At 59.9% G+C, this 19,653-nt stretch carries 22 protein-coding genes; 16 read left to right on the forward strand and 6 right to left on the reverse strand.

What is annotated here, in order from left to right:
- Window positions 1-8: 8 nt before the first annotated feature.
- The gene (gene eda, locus HV822_RS15085; protein ID WP_238870973.1) at window positions 9-659 is read left to right on the forward strand and encodes a bifunctional 4-hydroxy-2-oxoglutarate aldolase/2-dehydro-3-deoxy-phosphogluconate aldolase; all 651 of its coding nucleotides are present in this window, start codon (window positions 9-11) and stop codon (window positions 657-659) included.
- Here eda and HV822_RS15090 read toward each other — a convergent pair.
- Window positions 656-1,588, reverse strand: coding sequence for a universal stress protein (locus tag HV822_RS15090; protein ID WP_238870974.1), 933 nt, complete (start codon window positions 1,586-1,588; stop codon window positions 656-658). The two genes, eda and HV822_RS15090, sit on opposite strands and share 4 nt — an antisense overlap.
- A 145-nt stretch (window positions 1,589-1,733) precedes the next feature.
- On the opposite strand from HV822_RS15090, the gene HV822_RS15095 reads away from it, so the two are divergent.
- From HV822_RS15095 to sbcB, 4 genes are all read left to right on the forward strand, one after another.
- A complete protein-coding gene (locus tag HV822_RS15095) occupies window positions 1,734-2,108 on the forward strand; it encodes an outer membrane protein assembly factor BamD (RefSeq protein WP_238870975.1) in 375 nt (124 codons plus the stop codon).
- Window positions 2,109-2,177: 69 nt separating this feature from the next.
- Entirely contained in the window at window positions 2,178-2,600 is a 423-nt protein-coding gene (locus HV822_RS15100; protein WP_238870976.1) for a DUF4124 domain-containing protein, read from the forward strand.
- A gap of 1 nt (window position 2,601) precedes the next feature.
- Window positions 2,602-2,997 (forward strand): PilZ domain-containing protein, encoded by a 396-nt coding sequence (locus HV822_RS15105; RefSeq protein ID WP_238870977.1) that lies wholly within the window; start codon window positions 2,602-2,604, stop codon window positions 2,995-2,997.
- A gap of 45 nt (window positions 2,998-3,042) precedes the next feature.
- On the forward strand, window positions 3,043-4,491 hold the full coding sequence (gene sbcB / locus HV822_RS15110; RefSeq protein ID WP_238870978.1) for an exodeoxyribonuclease I: 1,449 nt from the start codon (window positions 3,043-3,045) through the stop codon (window positions 4,489-4,491).
- Window positions 4,492-4,576: 85 nt separating this feature from the next.
- On the opposite strand, the gene mvaT is transcribed toward sbcB, so the two are convergent.
- The gene (gene mvaT / locus HV822_RS15115; RefSeq protein WP_238870979.1) at window positions 4,577-4,948 is read right to left on the reverse strand and encodes a histone-like nucleoid-structuring protein MvaT; all 372 of its coding nucleotides are present in this window, start codon (window positions 4,946-4,948) and stop codon (window positions 4,577-4,579) included.
- 333 nt (window positions 4,949-5,281) lie between these two features.
- Here mvaT and purU point away from each other — a divergent pair, with 333 nt between their 5' ends.
- The 4 genes from purU (at window position 5,282) to HV822_RS15135 (ending at window position 8,167) form a co-directional block, all read left to right on the forward strand.
- Window positions 5,282-6,133: a formyltetrahydrofolate deformylase gene (gene purU / locus HV822_RS15120; RefSeq protein WP_238870980.1), complete on the forward strand. Its 852-nt coding sequence runs from the start codon at window positions 5,282-5,284 to the stop codon at window positions 6,131-6,133.
- 68 nt (window positions 6,134-6,201) lie between these two features.
- A complete protein-coding gene (locus HV822_RS15125; RefSeq protein WP_238870981.1) occupies window positions 6,202-6,615 on the forward strand; it encodes a CBS domain-containing protein in 414 nt (137 codons plus the stop codon).
- Entirely contained in the window at window positions 6,612-6,764 is a 153-nt protein-coding gene (locus HV822_RS15130) for a hypothetical protein (protein WP_238870982.1), read from the forward strand. The genes HV822_RS15125 and HV822_RS15130 overlap by 4 nt, the downstream gene beginning before the upstream one ends.
- Window positions 6,765-6,913: 149 nt before the next feature.
- Window positions 6,914-8,167: an HD-GYP domain-containing protein gene (locus HV822_RS15135; RefSeq protein ID WP_238870983.1), complete on the forward strand. Its 1,254-nt coding sequence runs from the start codon at window positions 6,914-6,916 to the stop codon at window positions 8,165-8,167.
- Window positions 8,168-8,210: 43 nt separating this feature from the next.
- Here the strand turns inward: HV822_RS15135 and ahpF are convergent, their stop codons facing one another.
- Window positions 8,211-9,794 (reverse strand): alkyl hydroperoxide reductase subunit F, encoded by a 1,584-nt coding sequence (ahpF, locus tag HV822_RS15140; protein ID WP_238870984.1) that lies wholly within the window; start codon window positions 9,792-9,794, stop codon window positions 8,211-8,213.
- A gap of 102 nt (window positions 9,795-9,896) precedes the next feature.
- Window positions 9,897-10,460 (reverse strand): alkyl hydroperoxide reductase subunit C, encoded by a 564-nt coding sequence (gene ahpC, locus HV822_RS15145; RefSeq protein WP_238870985.1) that lies wholly within the window; start codon window positions 10,458-10,460, stop codon window positions 9,897-9,899.
- A gap of 254 nt (window positions 10,461-10,714) precedes the next feature.
- Between ahpC and moaC the strand changes: the two genes are divergently transcribed.
- The 7 genes from moaC (at window position 10,715) to HV822_RS15180 (ending at window position 17,738) form a co-directional block, all read left to right on the forward strand.
- Window positions 10,715-11,194 carry a cyclic pyranopterin monophosphate synthase MoaC gene (gene moaC / locus HV822_RS15150; RefSeq protein ID WP_238870986.1) on the forward strand — a complete coding sequence of 160 codons (480 nt, stop codon included), beginning with the start codon at window positions 10,715-10,717 and terminating at the stop codon, window positions 11,192-11,194.
- Window positions 11,191-11,439, forward strand: a complete 249-nt coding sequence (locus tag HV822_RS15155; protein WP_238870987.1) for a MoaD/ThiS family protein — start codon at window positions 11,191-11,193, stop codon at window positions 11,437-11,439. Before moaC ends, HV822_RS15155 begins: the two co-directional genes overlap by 4 nt.
- Window position 11,440: 1 nt before the next feature.
- A complete protein-coding gene (gene moaE, locus HV822_RS15160) occupies window positions 11,441-11,911 on the forward strand; it encodes a molybdopterin synthase catalytic subunit MoaE (protein ID WP_238870988.1) in 471 nt (156 codons plus the stop codon).
- Complete coding sequence (moaA, locus tag HV822_RS15165) at window positions 11,908-12,894, forward strand: GTP 3',8-cyclase MoaA (RefSeq protein WP_238870989.1); 987 nt, start codon at window positions 11,908-11,910, stop codon at window positions 12,892-12,894. The genes moaE and moaA overlap by 4 nt, the downstream gene beginning before the upstream one ends.
- Before the next feature lie 148 nt (window positions 12,895-13,042).
- Complete coding sequence (hemN, locus tag HV822_RS15170; protein ID WP_238870990.1) at window positions 13,043-14,425, forward strand: oxygen-independent coproporphyrinogen III oxidase; 1,383 nt, start codon at window positions 13,043-13,045, stop codon at window positions 14,423-14,425.
- 104 nt (window positions 14,426-14,529) lie between these two features.
- Window positions 14,530-15,723 (forward strand): hypothetical protein, encoded by a 1,194-nt coding sequence (locus HV822_RS15175; RefSeq protein ID WP_238870991.1) that lies wholly within the window; start codon window positions 14,530-14,532, stop codon window positions 15,721-15,723.
- Window positions 15,724-15,866: 143 nt separating this feature from the next.
- The gene (locus tag HV822_RS15180; RefSeq protein ID WP_238870992.1) at window positions 15,867-17,738 is read left to right on the forward strand and encodes a methyl-accepting chemotaxis protein; all 1,872 of its coding nucleotides are present in this window, start codon (window positions 15,867-15,869) and stop codon (window positions 17,736-17,738) included.
- 260 nt (window positions 17,739-17,998) lie between these two features.
- Here HV822_RS15180 and bfr read toward each other — a convergent pair whose 3' ends face one another.
- Window positions 17,999-18,463, reverse strand: a complete 465-nt coding sequence (gene bfr / locus HV822_RS15185) for a bacterioferritin (protein ID WP_238870993.1) — start codon at window positions 18,461-18,463, stop codon at window positions 17,999-18,001.
- Window positions 18,464-18,675: 212 nt separating this feature from the next.
- A complete protein-coding gene (locus tag HV822_RS15190) occupies window positions 18,676-19,593 on the reverse strand; it encodes a helix-turn-helix domain-containing protein (RefSeq protein ID WP_238870994.1) in 918 nt (305 codons plus the stop codon).
- Between the last annotated feature and the right edge of the window lie 60 nt (window positions 19,594-19,653).

Genomic DNA, 19,653 nt, shown 5'->3' on the forward strand with positions numbered 1-19,653 from the left:
GGACACTGATGTCGCTGCCAGAAAAGACCCGTTTGCTCGACAGCCTGTTCGCCAGCAGTCGTCTGTTGCCGTTGCTGAATATCGAGCGCATGGCAGACGTGCTACCGCTGGCCGATGCCTTGAGTGCCGGTGGTATCAGCACCCTGGAAATCACCCTGCGCACGCCGCTCGGCATTGATGCCATCGCCCTGTTGCGAGCTGAGCGCCCGGCACTGACGGTAGGGGCCGGAACCGTGCTGGATGCGAGCCAGTTTGCCGCTGTGCAGGCTGCTGGCGCTGCCTTTGTGGTGACGCCCGGCGTTACCCAGGAACTGCTGGAGTGGGGCTGCGACGCTTCTATTCCCTTGCTACCGGGGATCGCTACAGCATCTGAATTAATGCAGGGCTACCGGCTTGGGTATCGTCGTTTCAAGGTTTTTCCGGCTGAGATAGCGGGCGGAGTCGCTCTGCTGAAGGCTTTTGCCGGCCCGTTTCGCGACGCGGCGTTTTGTCCCACGGGCGGGGTGACGGCCAACAACCTTGGTGCCTATCTGGCGCAGCCGAATGTGATGGCGGCAGGCGGCAGCTGGATAGCGCCGCCGCAGCTGATTGCGGCGGGGCGCTGGCAGGAGATTACCGCGCTGGCCCAGGCGGCGGTCAGCGCTGGGCAGCGCGCTTAGGGCTTGCTGGGGTCGACGAAACCGTCTGGCTTGATAATCAGCAGGTCGCAGGGCGTGGCATCAATCAGCCGTTCGGCGGTGTGGCCGATCAGCGCGCTTTCCAGTCGGGAGCGCGATACCGCGCCCATGATCAGCAGGTCAATCTTCTGCTCCTCGACAAAGCCCGGCAGGGCTTCTTCCGGGTCTCCTTCAAGCAAATGCGACGTCACGCCCTCAGCCGGCGAGCGGGCCAGTAGCTGGCTGAAAGCGGTGGCGTGATGCTGTTTTACATCCTTGGCGTAGCCTTCGTAGTCGGCAATCACACTGGCGTCGAACACCATGGTACGTGGCAGTGGCGTATAACAGTGAGCCAGGTGCAGTTGCGCCTTGAGTTGCTGGCTGAGCTGGTAGCCGTACGCGACCAGCTTGTTATCCAGCGCTGCTGGCTTATCGGCGCTGTGCAGTGGGTCGACACTGGCGCACACCTGGCTGAGTGTGTTGTCGCCATGCTTGACTAGCCACAGCGGCACTTCGCAGTAGCGAATCAGTTGCCAGTCGGCAGCGCTCAGCAGCAGGCGCTTGAGCGGGTTGCGCTGGTGACTGGTTTTCAGCACCAGATCGGGGCGACGGGCCTGCACTTCACGCAACACATGCCGGTCCAGACGCTTGCCCCAGATCGCGGTGGTGTCGATCTGTACGCCTTTGTTGCGTAGTGGTGCGGCCAGTTGCTCCAGGTGGGCCTGGTGGTGGGCGAGCAGCGATTCACGGGCTTTCTCCAGGGCATGGGATTCAAACAGCACGCCGCCGTCCAATGCTGGAACATAGTCACAAAGCATCAGGGTAACGCGAGCCTCGGTGTAGTGTTCAAGCAATTGTGCGGCGCGCTCCAGGGCCGGTTGTTGTTCCTCTCGGGTGGCATCTACCACCACGAGCATATGGCGAATGTCCATACGGCTGACTCCTGTTGTCCAAGGCTCTGGTCGGGAAGGTTCAGCCTAGCCAAGTCGGCCGGGCTTTGCACTGATCTGGGTCATGGCTTGGCGCGCTGCAGATCGGCGAGCAACTGCCGATACAGAGCCATTAGCGGAGGTGAACATGAATAGATTCTGGCTCGTCGGAGCCCTGGCTTTAGCGTTGAGCGGATGCGCATCGAGCGCCTACAAGGGACACCTGGATGACGCTTACCAGGCCTATGCCGAGGGCGATTGCACTAAGGCAATGCTCGAGCTCTCTCGCACGGAGCGGGGCATCCGGTCACGGCCTTATCTGCAACCGGAAATCTCGCTGCTGCGAGGTCAGTGTCTGGAGCGGCTGTCGTTGTATCTGGATGCAATCCAGACTTACCGCTTTATGCTCGACAGCTATCCGTCCAGCGAATACAGCTATCGGGCAGCCGCGCGGCTGGGAACCTTACGTCAACTGGGACACTACGATCCGGCCCGGCCGGTGCCGCCGCGTGCCGTAGATTGAGCGCTTGGCTCGATAGTGGCCGTCCGCTATGCTCAGAGGCCTGTTTATTCAATCGGAGTAAGCACATCTATGCGCATGCTTCTGCTGCTGCTCTGTTGTGGCGCCAGTCTGCCGCTGCACGCCGAGATCTACCGCTGGGTAGATGCCAACGGGCAGGTGCATTTTGGCGAGCGGGCCCGCCCTGGTGCTGAGGCGATTGAGGTGCGCCCACAGGTAATCGAGCGTGATCAGCGCGTGCTCGACGGCGAGGCCGATATGCAGCGCCTGCTGGAGGTGCGCGCGGCTGAGCGCGAGCAACGCAACGCCCAGTTGGCCGAACGCCGACAGCGGCAGGCGGCACGCTGCCAGCAATTGCGCCAGCGTCTGGCTGACTTTCAGCGTCGCACCTATTGGTACGAAGAGGATGCCCAAGGCAAGCGGGTAGAGGTCAGCCCTGCGCGCGTACGCGAGGCCGAAGCTGCGGTCCGCCAACAGATTGCCGAGCAGTGCTGATATGCAAGTGCTGCCTGGTTCCGACCCAATACCAACGCCAGACCAGCGGCGCATTCCGCGTCATCAGCTCAGTGCCTACCTGGCGGTGATCAACAGTCTGACGGGGCGCCCGTTTGGCTACATTGGTAATTTATCCGCCCACGGCGTCATGTTGATTTGCACACTACCTGTCGTGCTCAATGAGGAATACCATCTGGAGCTGCATCTGCCCGAGATGAGTGCCAAGGAATATCCCCGTATCATTCGATTTCGAGCGCGCAGTCGCTGGTGTCGTGCTGATGTCGCGCCCGGCCATTACGATTGCGGGTTCAGCATCAGCCACAACCGCGAGGCCTTCGCCGGTCTCGCCAGAGCGTTGCAGCGTTACTTCACGTTCGGCGACTTTACGGGTGCCTGAGGCGTTAAGGTGCGTTACTCTGCCGCTTTGCCAGCAGGGGGACACATGACCAAGCGCTTTTTCTGGTACGACTTCGAGTCAACCGGCATTGATCCGCGACGCGACCGCCCGCTGCAGGTGGCGGGTATTGCGACCAACGCCGAGCTGGAAGAGATTGGCGAGCCGTTGTGTATCGACGCCCGGCTGCCAGCCGATGTGCTGCCCCACCCACAGGCCTGTCTGGTCACCGGTATTACGCCGCAGCGACTGGCCAGCGGACTGCCGGAAGCGGACTTTATTCAGCGCCTGCATGAGCAGATGATGCAGCCTGGCACCTGCACGGTCGGCTACAACAACCTGCGTTTTGACGACGAGATGACGCGCTTCTCGTTGTACCGCAACTTCCATGATCCCTACGCCCGTGAATGGCAGGGTGGCAACAGCCGCTGGGACTTGCTCGACGCCTTGCGTGCTGCCCACGCGCTGCGTCCTGAGGGCATTGAATGGCCGCAGGTGGACGGGTTCACCAGCTTGCGACTCGAGCTGCTGACCGCCGCCAACGGTATCGATCACGGGCAAGCTCACGACGCGCTGGCCGACGTGCGCGCCACTATTGCCATGGCGCGGCTGCTCAAGCGCGCGCAGCCGCGGTTGTTTGATTACCTGCTGGGGTTGCGTGACAAGCGGCGTGTAGCGGAGTTTATCGACCTGCAGCATGTACGCCCACTGGTGCATGTGTCGGGCCGTTTTGGGCGCGAGCGCAGTGGCCTGTCGCTGGTGTTGCCGCTTGGCTGGCACCCGGTTAACCGTAACGCGGTGATTGTCTATGACCTGGCGGTTGACCCGGCTGCACTGACGGATGTACCGGCTGATCAGGTGCGCGAGCACCTGTATACCCGCACCGAGGACTTGCCCGAGGGGCAACTGCGTCCTGGCCTTAAGCTGGTTCACATCAACAAGTGTCCGGTGCTGGCGGACACCAAGGTGCTGCTGCCTGCCGATATAGCGCGCTTGCAGCTCGACCTGCCACTGATGCTCAAACGCGCCGAACAACTGGCTGTCTGGCGTGGGCAGGGGCAGGGCGTGTTGGCAGAGATCTATCAGGAGCAGCCAGCGGACGATAGCGTCGAACAGGATGCCGAGGTTCAGCTCTACGATGGATTTCTCGGTGATGCCGATCGTCGATTGATGGCGGCTATCCGCGAGGCCGATGGTGCTGCGTTGGGCGCGATGCGCTGGCCCTTGCGGGATCAGCGATTGGTGGACATGCTGCCGCGCTATCGGGCGCGTAACTTCCCAGACAGCTTGAACGCACAGGAGCAGCAGCAGTGGCTTGCATGGTGCGCAGCCCGATTGTCGGGGGTGGCAGGGGGGGCGCCAATCACCTTGCCAGCCTTCCTGCAGGAAATTGATGCCCTGCTGCCGACCCTGGATGCGTCTCAGCAGGCGTTGTTGCAGAGCTGGCGTGCGTACGCTCTGCAGCAGGCGGATCAGTTGGGTATTGGCTCTGCCTGAGCGTCTGCAGGTTGGCCTAAGGGCGAGGCGTTGAGCACAAAAAAACCCGATGCCAGGGCATCGGGTTGGTCGGCTACTGCAGCTATCAGCCCAGGATGGTGACCCAAGACTCAACAGTGTCGGCGCCGTACTTTTCTTTCCAGGCCTTCAGAGTCTTGTGGTTGCCGCCTTTGGTTTCGATAACTTCACCGGTGTTCGGGTTTTTGTACTGCTTAACCTTGCGCGCGCGCTTGGCGCCGCCAGCAGCTTTGCCCTTGGGCGCCGCCAGTTTGTTGTCCGGGTCAAGAATGGCAGCCACATCTTTCAGCGACTTATTGTACTGCCCCATCAGGCTGCGCAGCTTTTCTTCGAACTCGATTTCTTTCTTAAGTTTGTCATCATTGGACATCGAATTCAGGCGCTCTTTAAGTTCGCGGATCTGTTCTTCGATGTGCCGGTATTCTTGCAGCATGGACATGGGATAGTTTCCTTTATGCCTAGTTTGATAATCAGGACCAAAGAATAATAGGTTATGCCTGCCAAACCTACAATAAGTTGTTGTATATCCCTGCGTGCCACAATCGGCGTTTTTATGTGTGTGATGACATGTTTTTCTCTGTTGCTGCGTTTTGCAAAATCACCCCGGCGCGATAGTGTCTTATCTCCGTTTGCAGCCCTCTGCCTGACGCCTTGCTGACCGAATTAGTCCGCACGCACACAGGGGCAACAGGGTAGAATGTCGCGGCCCGACATATCCCTTGCAAGTGATATGGGCAATGTCTTTTGAAAATCGCACACCACAGGAGAGCAAATGCGCACTTTCAGGCTGGTAATCGCCTGCCCCGATCGGGTTGGCATCGTCGCCAAGGTCAGTAACGTACTGGCCACCTATAACGGCTGGATTACCGAAGCCAATCATCATTCGGATAATTTGTCTGGTTGGTTCTTCATGCGTCATGAGATTCGCGCCGACTCCCTGCCGTTTGACCTGGAAGGGCTGCGCACCGCGTTCGCGCCGATTGCCCGTGAGTTTCATATGGATTGGCGGGTAAGTGACTCGGCAGTGCGCAAGAAAGTGGTATTGATGGCCAGTCGCGAGTCGCACTGTCTGGCTGACTTGTTGCACCGTTGGCATAGCGGTGAGCTGGACTGTGATATCAGCAGCGTCATATCCAACCATGACGATTTGCGCAGCATGGTGGAATGGCACGGTATTCCCTTTCATCACGTTCCAGTCGACCCGAAAGACAAAGAGCCCGCGTTTGCCGAAGTTACTCGACTGGTTGAAGAGCAAGAGGCCGAGTGTATTGTACTGGCGCGCTACATGCAGATTTTGCCGCCGGCGCTGTGCGAACGTTATGCACACCGCATTATCAATATTCATCACAGTTTTTTGCCGTCGTTCGTTGGTGCGCGGCCTTATCACCAGGCGGCACAGCGCGGGGTCAAGCTGATTGGGGCGACCTGTCATTATGTGACAGAGGAACTCGATGCCGGACCGATCATCGAGCAGGACGTGGTACGTATCACCCATCGCAACAACGCTGAAGACATGGTGCGGCTGGGCAAGGATGTGGAGAAGATGGTGCTGTCGCGAGGCTTGCGCTATCACCTGGAAGATCGGGTGCTGGTACACGACAACAAGACGGTGGTGTTCAGCTAAGCTGTAGAGGGACGTTTGTGACGCTGGCGTTGGCCTGGAGGCGCCGGCACACCCTCACAGGAGGCTTTATGCTCAAATCCGTCAAAGTGCGTGATTATATGACCACGGACCTGGTCACCTTTTCCCCCGAGATGGATCTATTTCGTGCCATCGACCGCCTATTGGCTCACCGCATTTCCGGCGCCCCGGTGCTCGACGCCGATGGGCACTTGGTCGGGCTGCTGTCCGAAGGTGATTGTCTTAAGGGTATTCTGGCCGGCAGCTACTTCGAGGAGGCAGGCGGCAGCGTGGCCTCGGTAATGACGGTGGTTGTGGAGACCATTGACGCCGACGCTGACATCGTCAAGGCGGCCGAGCACTTTATCAACATGCGCCGGCGGCGCCTGCCAGTGCTGGATGAGGGCAAGCTGGTAGGGCAGATCAGCCGTCGTGACATTCTGCGCGCCATGCAAACCTACAACGAGCATGGAGCCCCCAAATGAACGATGAAGAAGAACAGGGTCCGCTGGCCGCTGGCGCGGCCAATCTGCCGCCTACCTTGGGAGAGGGCTGCTTGCTGCGGTTTGACCCGGACGAGCTGACTGATGAAATGGGCGCAGATTTTGATGCGCCGCTGACGCCTGAGAGCTGATCTGCGTTGCGCGGTGCGCTGGCAAAGGCGCTCGACCGGTGGCATATTGTCATCATAGTGAGGGAGTCATCCGCAACGCGCGCAACGTCGTGCCGAGGCGGGCTGTACGGATACGCGGCAAAACAATCACTAAAAGGCCGTAACCGAGCATGCTCAAGAAGATTTCAACTGCCGCCCTGCGTAAGGGTATGTTTGTAGACCAGTTTTGTGGCTCCTGGCTGGATCACCCATTTTGGAGTCGCAAGTTATTCATCGAGAACGACAAGACCCTCGAGTCCATCGTGCTCAGTTCGATCACCGAGGTGGTGATCGATACCACCAAGGGCGCTGACGTCGCCTCCAGACCGTCTAACTGCGCCACGCCTGATCCCGAGCCCGCCCCTGAGACGGACGCTGACCCTATTTCCGCCGCTGAAGTGCCCGCTGCCGGGGCTCCGGCGGTGGTGTCTGAGCTGCCCGTCAGCGTTGCGCTGGAAGATGAGGTGCAGCGCGCCAAAGCTATTTTCCGCCATGGCAAACAGGCGGTGCGCAGCATGTTCCAGGAGGTGCGTCTGGGCAAGGCGTTGGATACCGAGGGGCTGCGAGACCTGGTTGAGGATATGAACCGCTCGCTGGCACGCAACCCGCACGCGCTGCTCAGCGTGGCACGTATCAAGCACAAGGATGAGTACACCTATCTGCATTCGGTTGCTGTGGCCGCGCTGATGGTGGGGCTGGCGCGGGCAGCCGAGCTGGACGAAGCCACGGTGCGGGATGCGGGCATGGCTGGGCTGCTGCATGACCTCGGTAAGGCCATGATGCCCGAGGCGGTGTTGAACAAGCCGGGCCGACTGACCGATCAGGAATTTGAGGTCATGCGTCAGCATCCGCTTGAGGGCTACAAGCTGCTGCAGGCTTGGCAGGACGTGCCTGAACCGGTGCTGGACGTTTGCCTGCATCATCACGAGAAAATGGATGGTAGTGGTTACCCAGAGCGACTGCCGGCCGAGCAGATCAGTATCATGGCGCGCATGGGGGCTATCTGCGACGTGTATGACGCCATTACGTCCAATCGCCCATACAAGGCTGGTTGGGATCCGTCTGAGTCGCTCAGTCGCATGGCCAGCTGGCAGGGGCATTTTGACCCCACGCTGTTGCAGCTGTTTGTACGCATGCTGGGTATCTACCCGGTAGGCTCGCTGGTACGGCTGAGTTCAGGTCGTTTGGGTGTGGTGGTCGAGCAGAACGCCGGTGCGTTGCTGCTTCCGTATGTCCGGGTTTTTTATTCGGCGACGCTGAAGCAGGCGGTGCCAGTGACGCTGATCAACCTGGCCGAGCCAGGTGAAAACGAGCGCATTCAAGCCCGCGAAGACCCCCAGGACTGGCCCTTCAAGAATCTTGAGCGTTTCTGGATGGGCGACTAAAAAAGGCAGCCGATGGCTGCCTTCTTTACGCCCGCCTATTACCTCAGGCAGTGACGGCTTCGTTGCGCTCGATCTGCGCCGGGTCCGGCGTGCGGATCAGGTGATCGAAGGCGGCCAGTGACGCAGTGGAGCCAGCCCCCATGGCGATGATGATCTGCTTGAACGGCACGGTGGTGACGTCGCCTGCGGCAAACACGCCGTCGAGGTTGGTAGCGCCACGTGCGTCGATCTCGATTTCGCCAAAGCGGGTCAGGTTCAGCTCGCTGTCTTTCAACCATTCGGTGTTGGGCACCAAGCCGATCTGTACAAAGATACCTGCGACATCGACCTGCTTGAGCTCGTCGTTGCTGCGGTCCTTGTAGGTCAGACCGACGACCTTGTTGCCGTCACCACGCACCTCAGTGGTTTGCGCATTCTTGATGATCTCGATGTTTTTCATCGAGCGTGCCTTGCGCTGCAGCACCTCGTCGGCGCGCAGGGTGTCGGCAAACTCCAGCACGGTGACGTGCTCGACGATACCCGCCAGGTCAATCGCCGCCTCGATGCCCGAGTTGCCGCCGCCAATTACCGCTACGCGCTTGCCCTTGAACAACGGGCCATCGCAGTGCGGGCAGTAGGCCACGCCCTTGCCGCGGTATTCCTGCTCACCGGGCACGTTCATTTCTCTCCAGCGCGCGCCGGTGGCGAGGATGACCGACCGGCTGCGCAAGGTCGCGCCGCTCTCCAGGCCAATCTCAACATAGTCGCCGGTTTCCAGGCTGGCGGCCTTTTGCTCGGTGATCACGTCGACGTCGTATTCCTTGACGTGTTGCTCCAGGCTGGCAACCAGCTTGGGGCCTTCGGTGTAGGGCACGGAGATAAAGTTCTCGATGCCGACGGTATCCATCACCTGGCCACCAAAGCGCTCGGCAACGATACCGGTGCGGATGCCTTTACGGGCAGCGTAGATGGCGGCCGAGGCGCCAGCCGGGCCACCGCCAACGATCAGTACGTCGTAGGGGGCTTTCTCGTTCAGCTCGGCAGCTTTGCGCTTGCTGGCGCCGCTGTCGACCTTGTTGACGATCTCGGCGAGGGTCATGCGGCCCTGACCGAAGGGCTGGCCGTTCAGGTAGACCGACGGCACAGCCATGATCTGGCGCTCGTCGACTTCGTCCTGGAACAGGGCGCCGTCAATCATCACGTGAGTAATGTTGGGGTTCAGTACCGCCATCAGGTTCAGCGCCTGGACCACGTCCGGGCAGTTCTGGCAGGACAGCGAGATGTAGGTTTCAAAGTGAAACTCGCCGTCCAGGTTGCGGATCTGCTCCAGCAGGGCCGGGTCGGCCTTGGACGGGTGGCCGCCTGATTGCAGCAGCGCCAGTACCAGAGAGGTGAACTCGTGGCCCATCGGGATGCCGGCGAAGCGAATGCGCGGCGTCTCGCCTGCCGGACCGACACCCATGCTCGGGGTGCGTTTGTCGTCGGCGGCTATCAGGCCGATTTTGCTCGACATGTCGGCGATTTCGACCGCGAGTTCGTGCAATTCTTTGCCCTTGGGGCTGTCATCGGTGGACACGCTGACTTCAATCGGGTTAACGATGTGCTGCAGGTACGTGTCCAGTTGCTTCTTCAGGTTAGCGTCCAACATGTGCGTGTCCTTTTGAATAAGAGTCAAATTCTGGGCATAAAAAACCCGGCCCGCCGTCTGCGCGCCTGAGGCTGCGCAGCGGGCCGGGTTATCAGGCCGATCTTAGATCTTGCCTACCAGGTCGAGGGAGGGAGCCAGAGTGGCTTCGCCTTCCTTCCACTTGGCCGGGCAGACTTCACCCGGGTGGGCGGCGATGTACTGGGCTGCCTTGACCTTGCGAACCATGTCTTCGGCGTTGCGGCCGATACCTTCGGAGGTGATTTCAACAGCTTGAATCACGCCCTGGGGGTCGATGATGAAGGTACCGCGGTTGGCCAGGCCCTGATCTTCGCGCAGAACTTCAAAGTTGCGGCTGATCTGCATGGTCGGGTCACCGATCATGGCGTACTTGATCTTGCCGATGGTTTCGGAGCTGTCGTGCCATGCTTTGTGGGTGAAGTGGGTGTCGGTGGAGACCGAGTACACCTCAACGCCCATCTTTTGCAGCTCGTCGTAGTAGTCGGCAACGTCGCCCAGCTCGGTCGGGCAAACGAAGGTGAAGTCAGCCGGGTAGAAGAAGAAGACGGCCCACTTGCCTTTAACGTCGGCTTCGGTCAGGTCGAAGAACTCGCCGTTCTTGAATGCGGAAGCCTTGAAAGGTTTGATTTCAGTATTGATTACGGACATTGAAAAACTCCTTATCTGAGTCGTTTTCGTCGTTGGTTGAGAAGACAGGAGCAATGGTATGCGCCTGGGCTAAATACTTAAAATAAATTTCAACTAAACCCTGGATAGCTTTTCGCTATATAGGCTCGCCGCCGCCGATTTCAAGGTGGCAGGGGTATCTTGGGGTTATTTTCGTGACGGTTTCAGGGCTGTCCGGTTCTGCCTTACCGCAGATTGCAGTAAAGTAGACCGCACGTATTCAAGGGGTTCACTCTATGCTGACTCATCTGGACGCACAAGGGCGCGCGAACATGGTCGATGTGACCGCTAAGTCCGTTACTCAGCGCGAGGCGGTAGCCGAGACGTTGGTGCGGATGCTTCCCGCCACCCTCGACCTGATTCAGGCGGGCGGTCACCCCAAGGGCGATGTGCTGGCAGTGGCGCGTATCGCCGGGATTCAGGCTGCCAAGAAAACCTCTGATTTGATCCCGCTGTGCCATCCGCTGATGCTCACCAGCGTCAAGGTTGAGCTGACACCACAGCCGCCGGATGCTGTGTACATTCAGGCCCGTTGCAAGCTGGCCGGGCAAACGGGTGTCGAGATGGAAGCGCTGACCGCCGCCAGCGTCGCTGCTTTGACCTTGTATGATATGTGTAAGGCGGTAGATAAGGGCATGGTCATCGAGAGTACGCGATTGCTGAGCAAGTCTGGTGGCAAGAGCGGTGGCTATCTGGCGCCGGGGCAGGGCATATGATTGATTTGCAGTTTTTTGCGCGTTATCGCGATGTGCTGGGCTGCGGCGCGGAGCAACTGCCCTGGGATGACAGTTTGCGAACCTTGGGTGATGTGCGTGACCGCCTGCTCAGCCGCGGTGAAGCCTGGCAGGTGCTGGCCGAGCCGCGTCTGATGTGTGCCCGCAATCAGACGCTCTGTGACCTGGCGACCCCGGTGGCCGACGGTGACGAGGTCGCCTTTTTTCCACCGGTTACCGGGGGCTGAGATGCGAATCTGCGTACAGACCGATAGCTTTGATCCGGGTGCACTGCTGAACCAGATGCATGCCGATTACCGTGGCACCGGCGCTGTGGTCGGGTTTGTCGGTTACGTGCGTGACTTCAACGATGGCGACCCGGTGAGCGGAATGTGGCTGGAGCACTACCCGGGCATGACCGAAAAGGCGCTTGCTGACATCGTTGAGCAGGCACAGACGCGCTGGCTGCTGCATGAGGTACATGTGTTGCACCGGGTTGGACAGCTGGAGCCGGGTGAGCCGATTGTCTTTGTTGGCGTGGCCAGTGCGCACCGCCAGGCCGCATTTGAGGCCAACACCTTTATTATGGATTACCTGAAAACCCGCGCCCCGTTCTGGAAGCGCGAGAGCACGCCGCAGGGTGAGCGCTGGGTGGACGCAAAACACAGCGACGAGCAGGCGCTAACTCGCTGGCAAGCCTCGGAGAGCAAGCCGTCATGAGCCTGCAGGACGGTCTGGGGCGGCGTATTGAATACCTGCGACTGTCGGTGACCGACCGTTGCGATTTTCGCTGCGTCTACTGCATGGCCGAAGATATGACCTTTCTGCCGCGTGCGCAGATTCTGACCCTGGAAGAGATCGAACGGTTGGCCAGGCTGTTTGTTTCCCTCGGCGTGCGCAAAATTCGGCTGACCGGCGGGGAGCCGTTGGTCAGGCGCGGCATCATTGATTTGTGCGCGCGGATCAGTGCATTGCCAGGGCTGCGTGAGTTGGTGATGACCACCAACGGCTCGCAACTGGTCAAGCTCGCGCAGCCGCTGGCCGCGGCCGGCGTCAAGCGCCTGAATATCAGCCTGGACAGTCTGGATGCTGCGCGCTTTCAGGCCATTACCCGCACCGGCAAGCTGCAACAGGTACTCGAGGGTATCGAAGCGGCGCGGGAGGCAGGGTTTGAGCGTATCAAGCTAAACACCGTGGTGCTCAAGGGGCGTAACCACGATGAGGTGCCAGCGCTTACCGAGTACGCCTTATCACGTGGGCTGGACATTACCTTCATCGAAGAAATGCCGCTCGGCGAGGTTGGCCGAGCGCGCGGTGAGGCCTACTGTTCCAGCGATGAGGTACGAGCCATGCTCGCTGAGCAGTATCGGCTGATTGACAGCACCGAGAGCAGCGGCGGCCCGGCGCGCTATTTGCGGGTGGAGGGTTACCCGGACAGCCGCATTGGCTTTATCTCGCCGCACTCACACAACTTCTGCGACACCTGCAATCGGGTGCGCCTGACAACTGAAGGGCGCTTGCTGCTATGCCTGGGGCATGAAAATGCGCTGGATATGCGTCGTTTGCTGCGTCAGCACCCTACCAGTGATGTGCCGGTGCATGCTGCGCTGGAGCGTGCGCTGATACACAAGCCAGCGCGGCATGAGTTTGATGTGGGTGGCGAAGTGCAGATCCTGCGTTTCATGAACGCGACCGGCGGCTAAGGAAGCGCTGATCAATTCCACACGCCCCGCAGAGGGCATGCGGAATTAATCAGTGCTTCCCTAGGCGCTCGCTCGCTTATTGATGCTGGTCAACAACGCTTCGGCCGAGCCCGCGTAGTCTTTCTCATTATTTGCCGGAGAAAGCCCCATGCTGCCAACCCTTCGCTGGGATGCGGACCTGATTCGTCGTTACGACCATGCCGGTCCGCGCTATACCTCCTACCCGACTGCCCTGCAGTTTCACGATGGCGTCAAGCCAATGGATTTTTTGCATGCTGTCGACGCCAGTCGAGCGGCCAACCGCCCTTTGTCGCTGTATGTGCACATCCCTTTTTGCGCCAACATTTGCTATTACTGCGGCTGTAACAAGGTGATCACCAAGGACCGGAGTCGCGCCCGTGAGTACCTTGCCTGCCTGGAGCGCGAGATGGAGCTTATCAGCTCACACCTCGGGCCGCACCAGCAGGTGGAGCAGCTGCACTTTGGCGGCGGTACGCCGACCTTTCTCAGCCATCAGGAACTGGGCGAGCTGATGGCGGCGCTGCGCCGCAACTTCAATCTGCATGACGATGATATCGGTGACTACAGCATCGAAATTGACCCCCGTGAGGCAGATTGGGCAACCATGGGCCTGCTGCGTGAGCTGGGGTTTAATCGCGCCAGCTTTGGTGTCCAGGATCTGGACCCGGAGGTGCAGCGCGCAGTCAACCGGCTGCAGTCGCTGGAGCAGACGCAGGCAGTCATGGATGCCGCGCGCACCCTGGCGTACCGGTCGATCAATATTGATCTGATCTACGGGCTGCCCAAGCAGACGCCTGAGCGCTTCGCCCGCACCGTTGAAGCGATTATCGAGCTCAAGCCCGACCGCTTGTCGGTCTTCAACTATGCGCATCTGCCTGAGCGCTTCCTGCCGCAGCGACGTATCAACAGCGCTGACTTGCCTGCGCCGGCGCAGAAGCTGGAGATGTTCGAAAACAGCGTGCGGCAGCTACTGGACGCGGGGTACCGGTATATCGGCATGGATCACTTTGCGCTGCCCGATGACAGCCTTAGCGTGGCGCAGGAAAACGGTGAACTGCAACGCAACTTTCAGGGTTACACCACCCATGGTCACTGCGATCTGATCGGGCTCGGGGTGTCATCGATCAGTCAGGTGGGTGATCTGTACAGTCAGAACTCAGCTGATCTCAAGGTCTATCAGCAGTCTTTGCAGCAGGATGCGCTGGCTACCCGCAGGGGAGTGGTCTGCCATACCGATGATGTGATTCGCCGAGCGGTGATCAGCCAGCTGATCTGTCATTTCAGTCTCAGCTTCAACGACATCGAACAGCGCTTTGATATCGACTTCCGCGACTACTTTGCCGGCTGTCTGCCCATGTTGGAGCAGATGGCGCGCGATGGCCTGCTAATCCTGACGCCCGGCGGCATTCGTGTGCTGGCGGCGGGGCGTCTGTTGGTGCGCTCGATCTGCATGTTGTTCGATGCCTACCAGAGCGATCTGAGCCAGCAGCGCTTCTCGCGGATTATCTAGCGCTCGCAGAGGGCGTGTGGAATTGATCGGTGTTTCCCTCGCCCGCCAGTTCTTTGCGCTCGCCTGCTATGCTGCGGACAGACTGGGGCGGCAGAGGGCTGGCTATGAAGGGGTTGAAAGAGCGCAGCGGCCAACGCCGCCTGCTGCTGTTGGTGGTTGTCACTCTGCTGGTGGTGCTGTCGTGGCTGGGGCAGGGAGATCGAAGCTCTGCCGCTCATCTGGACGCTTCGTTGTTGCAGGCCTCGGTCGCTTTTGCCTCCGCTCGCGCGCTTAACGCGCTTATTTCGGTGTTGCAGTCCACCACTATCAGTTTCAGCCTGTTTGGCGGTGTTGCCGTTACACTGGGTGAAATGCTCGACCCGTTCAACGATCTTATCGAACAATACGCCTACCTGATGCAATGGGCTATTGGCTCGCTGCTGGCGCAGAAGATATTACTCGGGCTGGTGGGGCAGACCTTCTTCAAATGGCTTCTGACGCTCTCTGCGCTGCTGTTGGGCGCCTCGCTGTGGCTACGCGGCGGGCGCCATGCGGGGGTGTTCCTGCGGCTGTTTCTGGTGATCGCTTTTTTGCGCTTTGTACTGGTGGCAGTCGTGCTGATCAATGGCGAGGTGGATCGTTGGTATCTGGCGCAACAGAGCCGCGAGCAGATTGGCCTGCTGGATCGCCTGCCAGGCGAGGTCGAAGTGCTCGGCGCCGATACGGGCGCCGAGGCTGCGATGCTCGGAGGCTCGACGGCAGAGCAGGCGTTGGACAGCCAGCTTGCCATGCTTGAGGAGCAACGCAGCCGCCTGATTGTCGCCCAGCGTGAGGCTGGCAGGGCGGTGAGCTTGCAGCGTGAGGAGTTGACCAGCCAGGAGCAGCAACTGGACTGGTCTGAACGCCTCAATCCCTTCGCTGAGGTGCCGGCCAGAGAGGACGCTGCGAAGCGGCTGGCGATGCTGCGTGACAGCTACCAGGGTATCAGCCGGGAGCTGAGTGAGGTCGAACAACAAAGGGCGCGGGTGCTGGAGGAGCGGTCAGCGCTGCCTGCCGAGGGTGACAGCAGCTGGCGCGGCTTGGGGGAGCAGTTGGCAAAGGCCGGGGACCCGCAGACCTATCTGGCGATCAAGCAGGCGCTGGACGAGGCCGTCGACAGCGTGTTGCAAGTGATGACGCTGTTTGTCTTGCGCACGCTGATTCTGCCGTTGCTGTTTTTCTACCTGCTGCTGCGTGGCTGGCGCTGGCTCTGGCAGCTGGATGCAGAGCGGCTGCTGGGCGGGCCTGGTGTCCAACCCGGTCGCGTGCCTGCGGCCTGATTTCTGCGTGATGGCATTGGGTCATCTAGTATTGGAAAGGTCGCCTCTGGTGCTGGCTGTAAAGTTTCCGATTTTTGGGACGACATAAAGGAAGTGCGGATTCAACCGCATGCCCTCTGGCTCTCTTTCCGAGGCACCGTCCAATGCCCACCAAACTTAGCTTCAATCACAAGATAGTACTGGCTGCGGGCCTGGTGGTGATTGCCGCCTTCGCTGCCTTCTCGGTATACAACGACTACCTGCAGCGGCGCACCCTGCAAACCAACCTGCAAACCTACCTGAATGATGCTGGCAGCCTGACTGCGCAGAACATCAGCAACTGGCTGTCTGGTCGCATCCTGCTGCTGGAGAATCTGGCGCTCAACCTGCAGAGTGAGGGCAGTGATCGACAGGTGCCCTTGCTTGAGCAGCAGACCTTGGCAAGCACCTTTGATTTTGCTTACCTCGGCGGTGCCGACGGCAGCTTCATCATGCGGCCGGATTCCGAGATGCCGGCGGACTACGACCCGCGCAACCGGCCCTGGTTTACCGCTGCGCAAGCCGCCCGGGGCACGGTGTTGACCGAGCCCTACATGGATGCCGCTACCGGGGCGCTGATCGTCACCATCGCTACCGCCGCCGGTCGTGATGTGGTGGGTGGCGATCTGAACCTGCAAACCATCTCGCAGATTATCAACGCGCTGGACTTCAACGGCATGGGGTACGCGTTTCTGGTCAGCCGTGACGGACGGGTGCTGGTGCATCCGGATTCGGCACTGCAAATGAAAACCCTGAGCGAACTGTATCCGCAGAACACGCCGCAGATCAGCAGCGCGCTGAGTGAAGCTGAGTTGCACGGCGAGGCGCGCTTGCTGACCTTTCTGCCGGTTGCCGGTTTGGCCGGGGCAGACTGGTACATTGGCCTGTCGATTGATCGCGAGAAGGCCTTCGCCAGTGTGACCAGCTTTCGTATCTCGGCGCTGATCGCCGCAGTGATTGCAGTCATGGTCATTGTGGTGCTGCTGAGTCTGCTGATGCGCTATCTGCTGCGCCCGCTGGTCTCGCTGGGCGGGGCGCTGGAGAACATTGCAGAAGGTGAGGGGGATCTCACGCGGCGCCTGCCGGTGACCAGTCAGGACGAGTTTGGCCGTTTGGCGGCGGCGTTCAATCGCTTTGTGCAACGCATCCACGAATCGATCACCCAGGTTGCCTCCACCAGTACCGAGCTGGGCGATGTTGCACGGCAGGTGGTGGCGGCTTCGAATGCCAATATGGCCAGCTCCGATGAGCAGTCCAGCCGTACCAACAGTGTGGCTGCTGCCATCAACGAACTGGGCGCCGCAGCGCAGGAAATTGCCCGCAATGCGGCGGACGCCTCCGCCCAGGCCTCCGGTGCCCGTCAGGGGGCGGAGCGCGGCAGCGAAGTGGTCAGCGAAACCATCGACGCCATGCAGTCGTTGTCGAGCAAGATCAGCGAGTCGAGCGAGACTATCCAGTCGCTCAGCCACAAGACCACTGACATCGGCCACATTCTGGAAGTGATTCAGGGTATCTCCGAGCAGACCAATCTGCTCGCCCTGAACGCGGCGATTGAAGCGGCGCGCGCCGGTGAGGCAGGGCGAGGGTTTGCAGTGGTGGCCGATGAGGTGCGCAATCTTGCGCATCGCACGCAGAGCTCGGCGCGCGAGATTCACGACATGATCGAAGACTTGCGCAGTGATGCCGGCGCGGCGGTAGCGCTCATGAGTGACAGTCAGTCGCACAGCCAACGTAGCGTCGAGGTGGCTACTCAGGCAGGCGACCGGTTGAGTGAGATCACCCAGGGAATCGGCGATATCGACAATATGAACCAGTCCGTCGCCGCCGCGACCGAGGAGCAGACCTCGGTGATCGAGAGTCTTAACGTCGACATCACGGAGATCAATACTCTCAATCAGGAAGGGGTCGACAATTTGCAGGCAACCCTGCGCGCCTGTACCTCGCTGGAGCAGCAGGTCAACCGTCTGCGCCAACTGGTTGGCAGCTTCCGTATCTGAGGCGTCAGGGGCTGTTGCCGGGCCGCAGCGCCTGCTGCCAGTTGCGCGCCGGGTAAAAGAACCTCAAGGCCGCTACCTGGTGGCCGATGCCAGGGTTCTAAGGTCGTGGGCGCGGTCACGGATACTGCGCTACCCCGTGCAGGTGAGGGCCGCATATCTGCTGCTGTGCCAGCCTCCGAAAGGGGGGAAAGACGAGTTGCCGGCAGGGCGCGCACAAAAAAGCCCCGCTTGCGGGGCTTTCTGAAAGGGAGCGGTACAGATTACATCTGCGACTGCAGGTAGTTCTTTTCGCCAACCATCTTGATCAGGCGCAGTTGCTGCTCCAGCCAGTAGGCGTGATCTTCTTCGGTATCTTGCAGTTGCAGTTCCAGAATCTCACGGGTCTGGTAGTCAGCGCAGCGTTCGCATAGGGCGATGGCCTTGGCCAGATTCTCGCGTACTTCGTACTCCAGCTTGAGATCCGACTCCAGCATTTCCTGCACGGTAAGGCCGGGCGTAATCACCGAGGGGCGCATGTCCGGTTTGCCTTCCAGAAACAGGATGCGCTTGAGGATAGCGTCCGCGTGCTGGGTTTCTTCTTCCATCTCGTGGTTGATGCGCTCGTACAGCTTGGCGTAACCCATGTCCTCGTACAGGCGCGAGTGCAGAAAGTACTGGTCACGCGCGCCCAGCTCACCGCGCAGCAGCTCGATCAGGCAGTTGACGACGTCTGGATGACCTTTCATGGCACTGCTCTCCCACTCGTTAGTTGAACATACGGCCATTGTGCAGCATGTTTCATCTGAATGCCATGATTTGGTTTGAAAAATCCAATAATTACAAGGGGTTATATGTATTTTTATAGTAAGGAAAGCACGAAGTAGAGCTGTTTGCGCACGCGAGCTTTTCTCGTTTCTTGGGCAAGTTATTGATCCTGCACAAAAACGCAGTGAACGCTTCAGGTGGTTGCGGCTCTGCCTGACATGCTGTGGCGGAAGCGGGCTGGGGTCATGCCGGCCCCTTTACGAAAGAACTTTACGAAGTTGGTTGGCTCTGAAAAGCCCAGTTGATGTGCCACCTGAGCTACTGAGGCATCGCTGTGCGCCAGCAGGCGTTTTGCCTCCAGCAGGATGCGCGCGGAGATGACGTTCTTGGCAGAACGCCCCTCGGCGCTCAGGCAGGCGCGGCTGACGGCGCTTTGCGAATAGCCAAGGCGCTTTGCGTAGTACTGTAGTTGATGCTCTGTGGCGAATGTTTGCTCGAGCAGCTGGATAAACAGGCGATATGTCTTGTGGCGAAGGGCGTCGGCTGGCGGGTGGTCCAGGTGCAGCTGTTGCTGCTGTCGGGCGACTCTGATGAGCAGAGCCATCAACTCGTGGCGCAACAGGGCTATATCTAGGCTACTACCGCTGAACTGCGCGAAGTCGGCGCGGATCTTTTGGAAGCCGCCTGCGATTGCGTCGCGAGCAGACTCCGGCAAGCTGATGCAGGTTACCCAGTCGTCCAGCCCCAGGCGTCTCAGGTCACTGTAGGGCATGAGCTCGCTGCGATGAGGCAGGGTGCCTGGGTCGACCAGGATTAACTGCGCCTGCAGACCCTCACTGTGATGCCACTGCTGAACCTGGCCGGGTCTGACAAATACCAGGCTGCCTGGCAGCAGGTTCCAATCGACAAAGTCGACGGTGTGCGTTGTATGACCCTCCAAGACCAACAGGAGCATGAAGAAGTCGACCCGCTCAGGCCGTTCCAGCCAGCCTTGGGGCGTTCTGCCGCGTAGCTCATTGACGCTCATGGGCTCTATCCCCAGGGCAGCCAGCAAGGGGTTTTCGAAGCCTACTGTGCGCAGGTTGCTCGTGCGCTGGTCGATTGTCGTCATGAATTATGTAAACGCTCGATTTTGACCATTTATTTCTGCCGACATACCTCGCGCACACGC

It is taken from the genome of Halopseudomonas maritima (assembly GCF_021545785.1).
GTDB lineage: Bacteria > Pseudomonadota > Gammaproteobacteria > Pseudomonadales > Pseudomonadaceae > Halopseudomonas > Halopseudomonas maritima.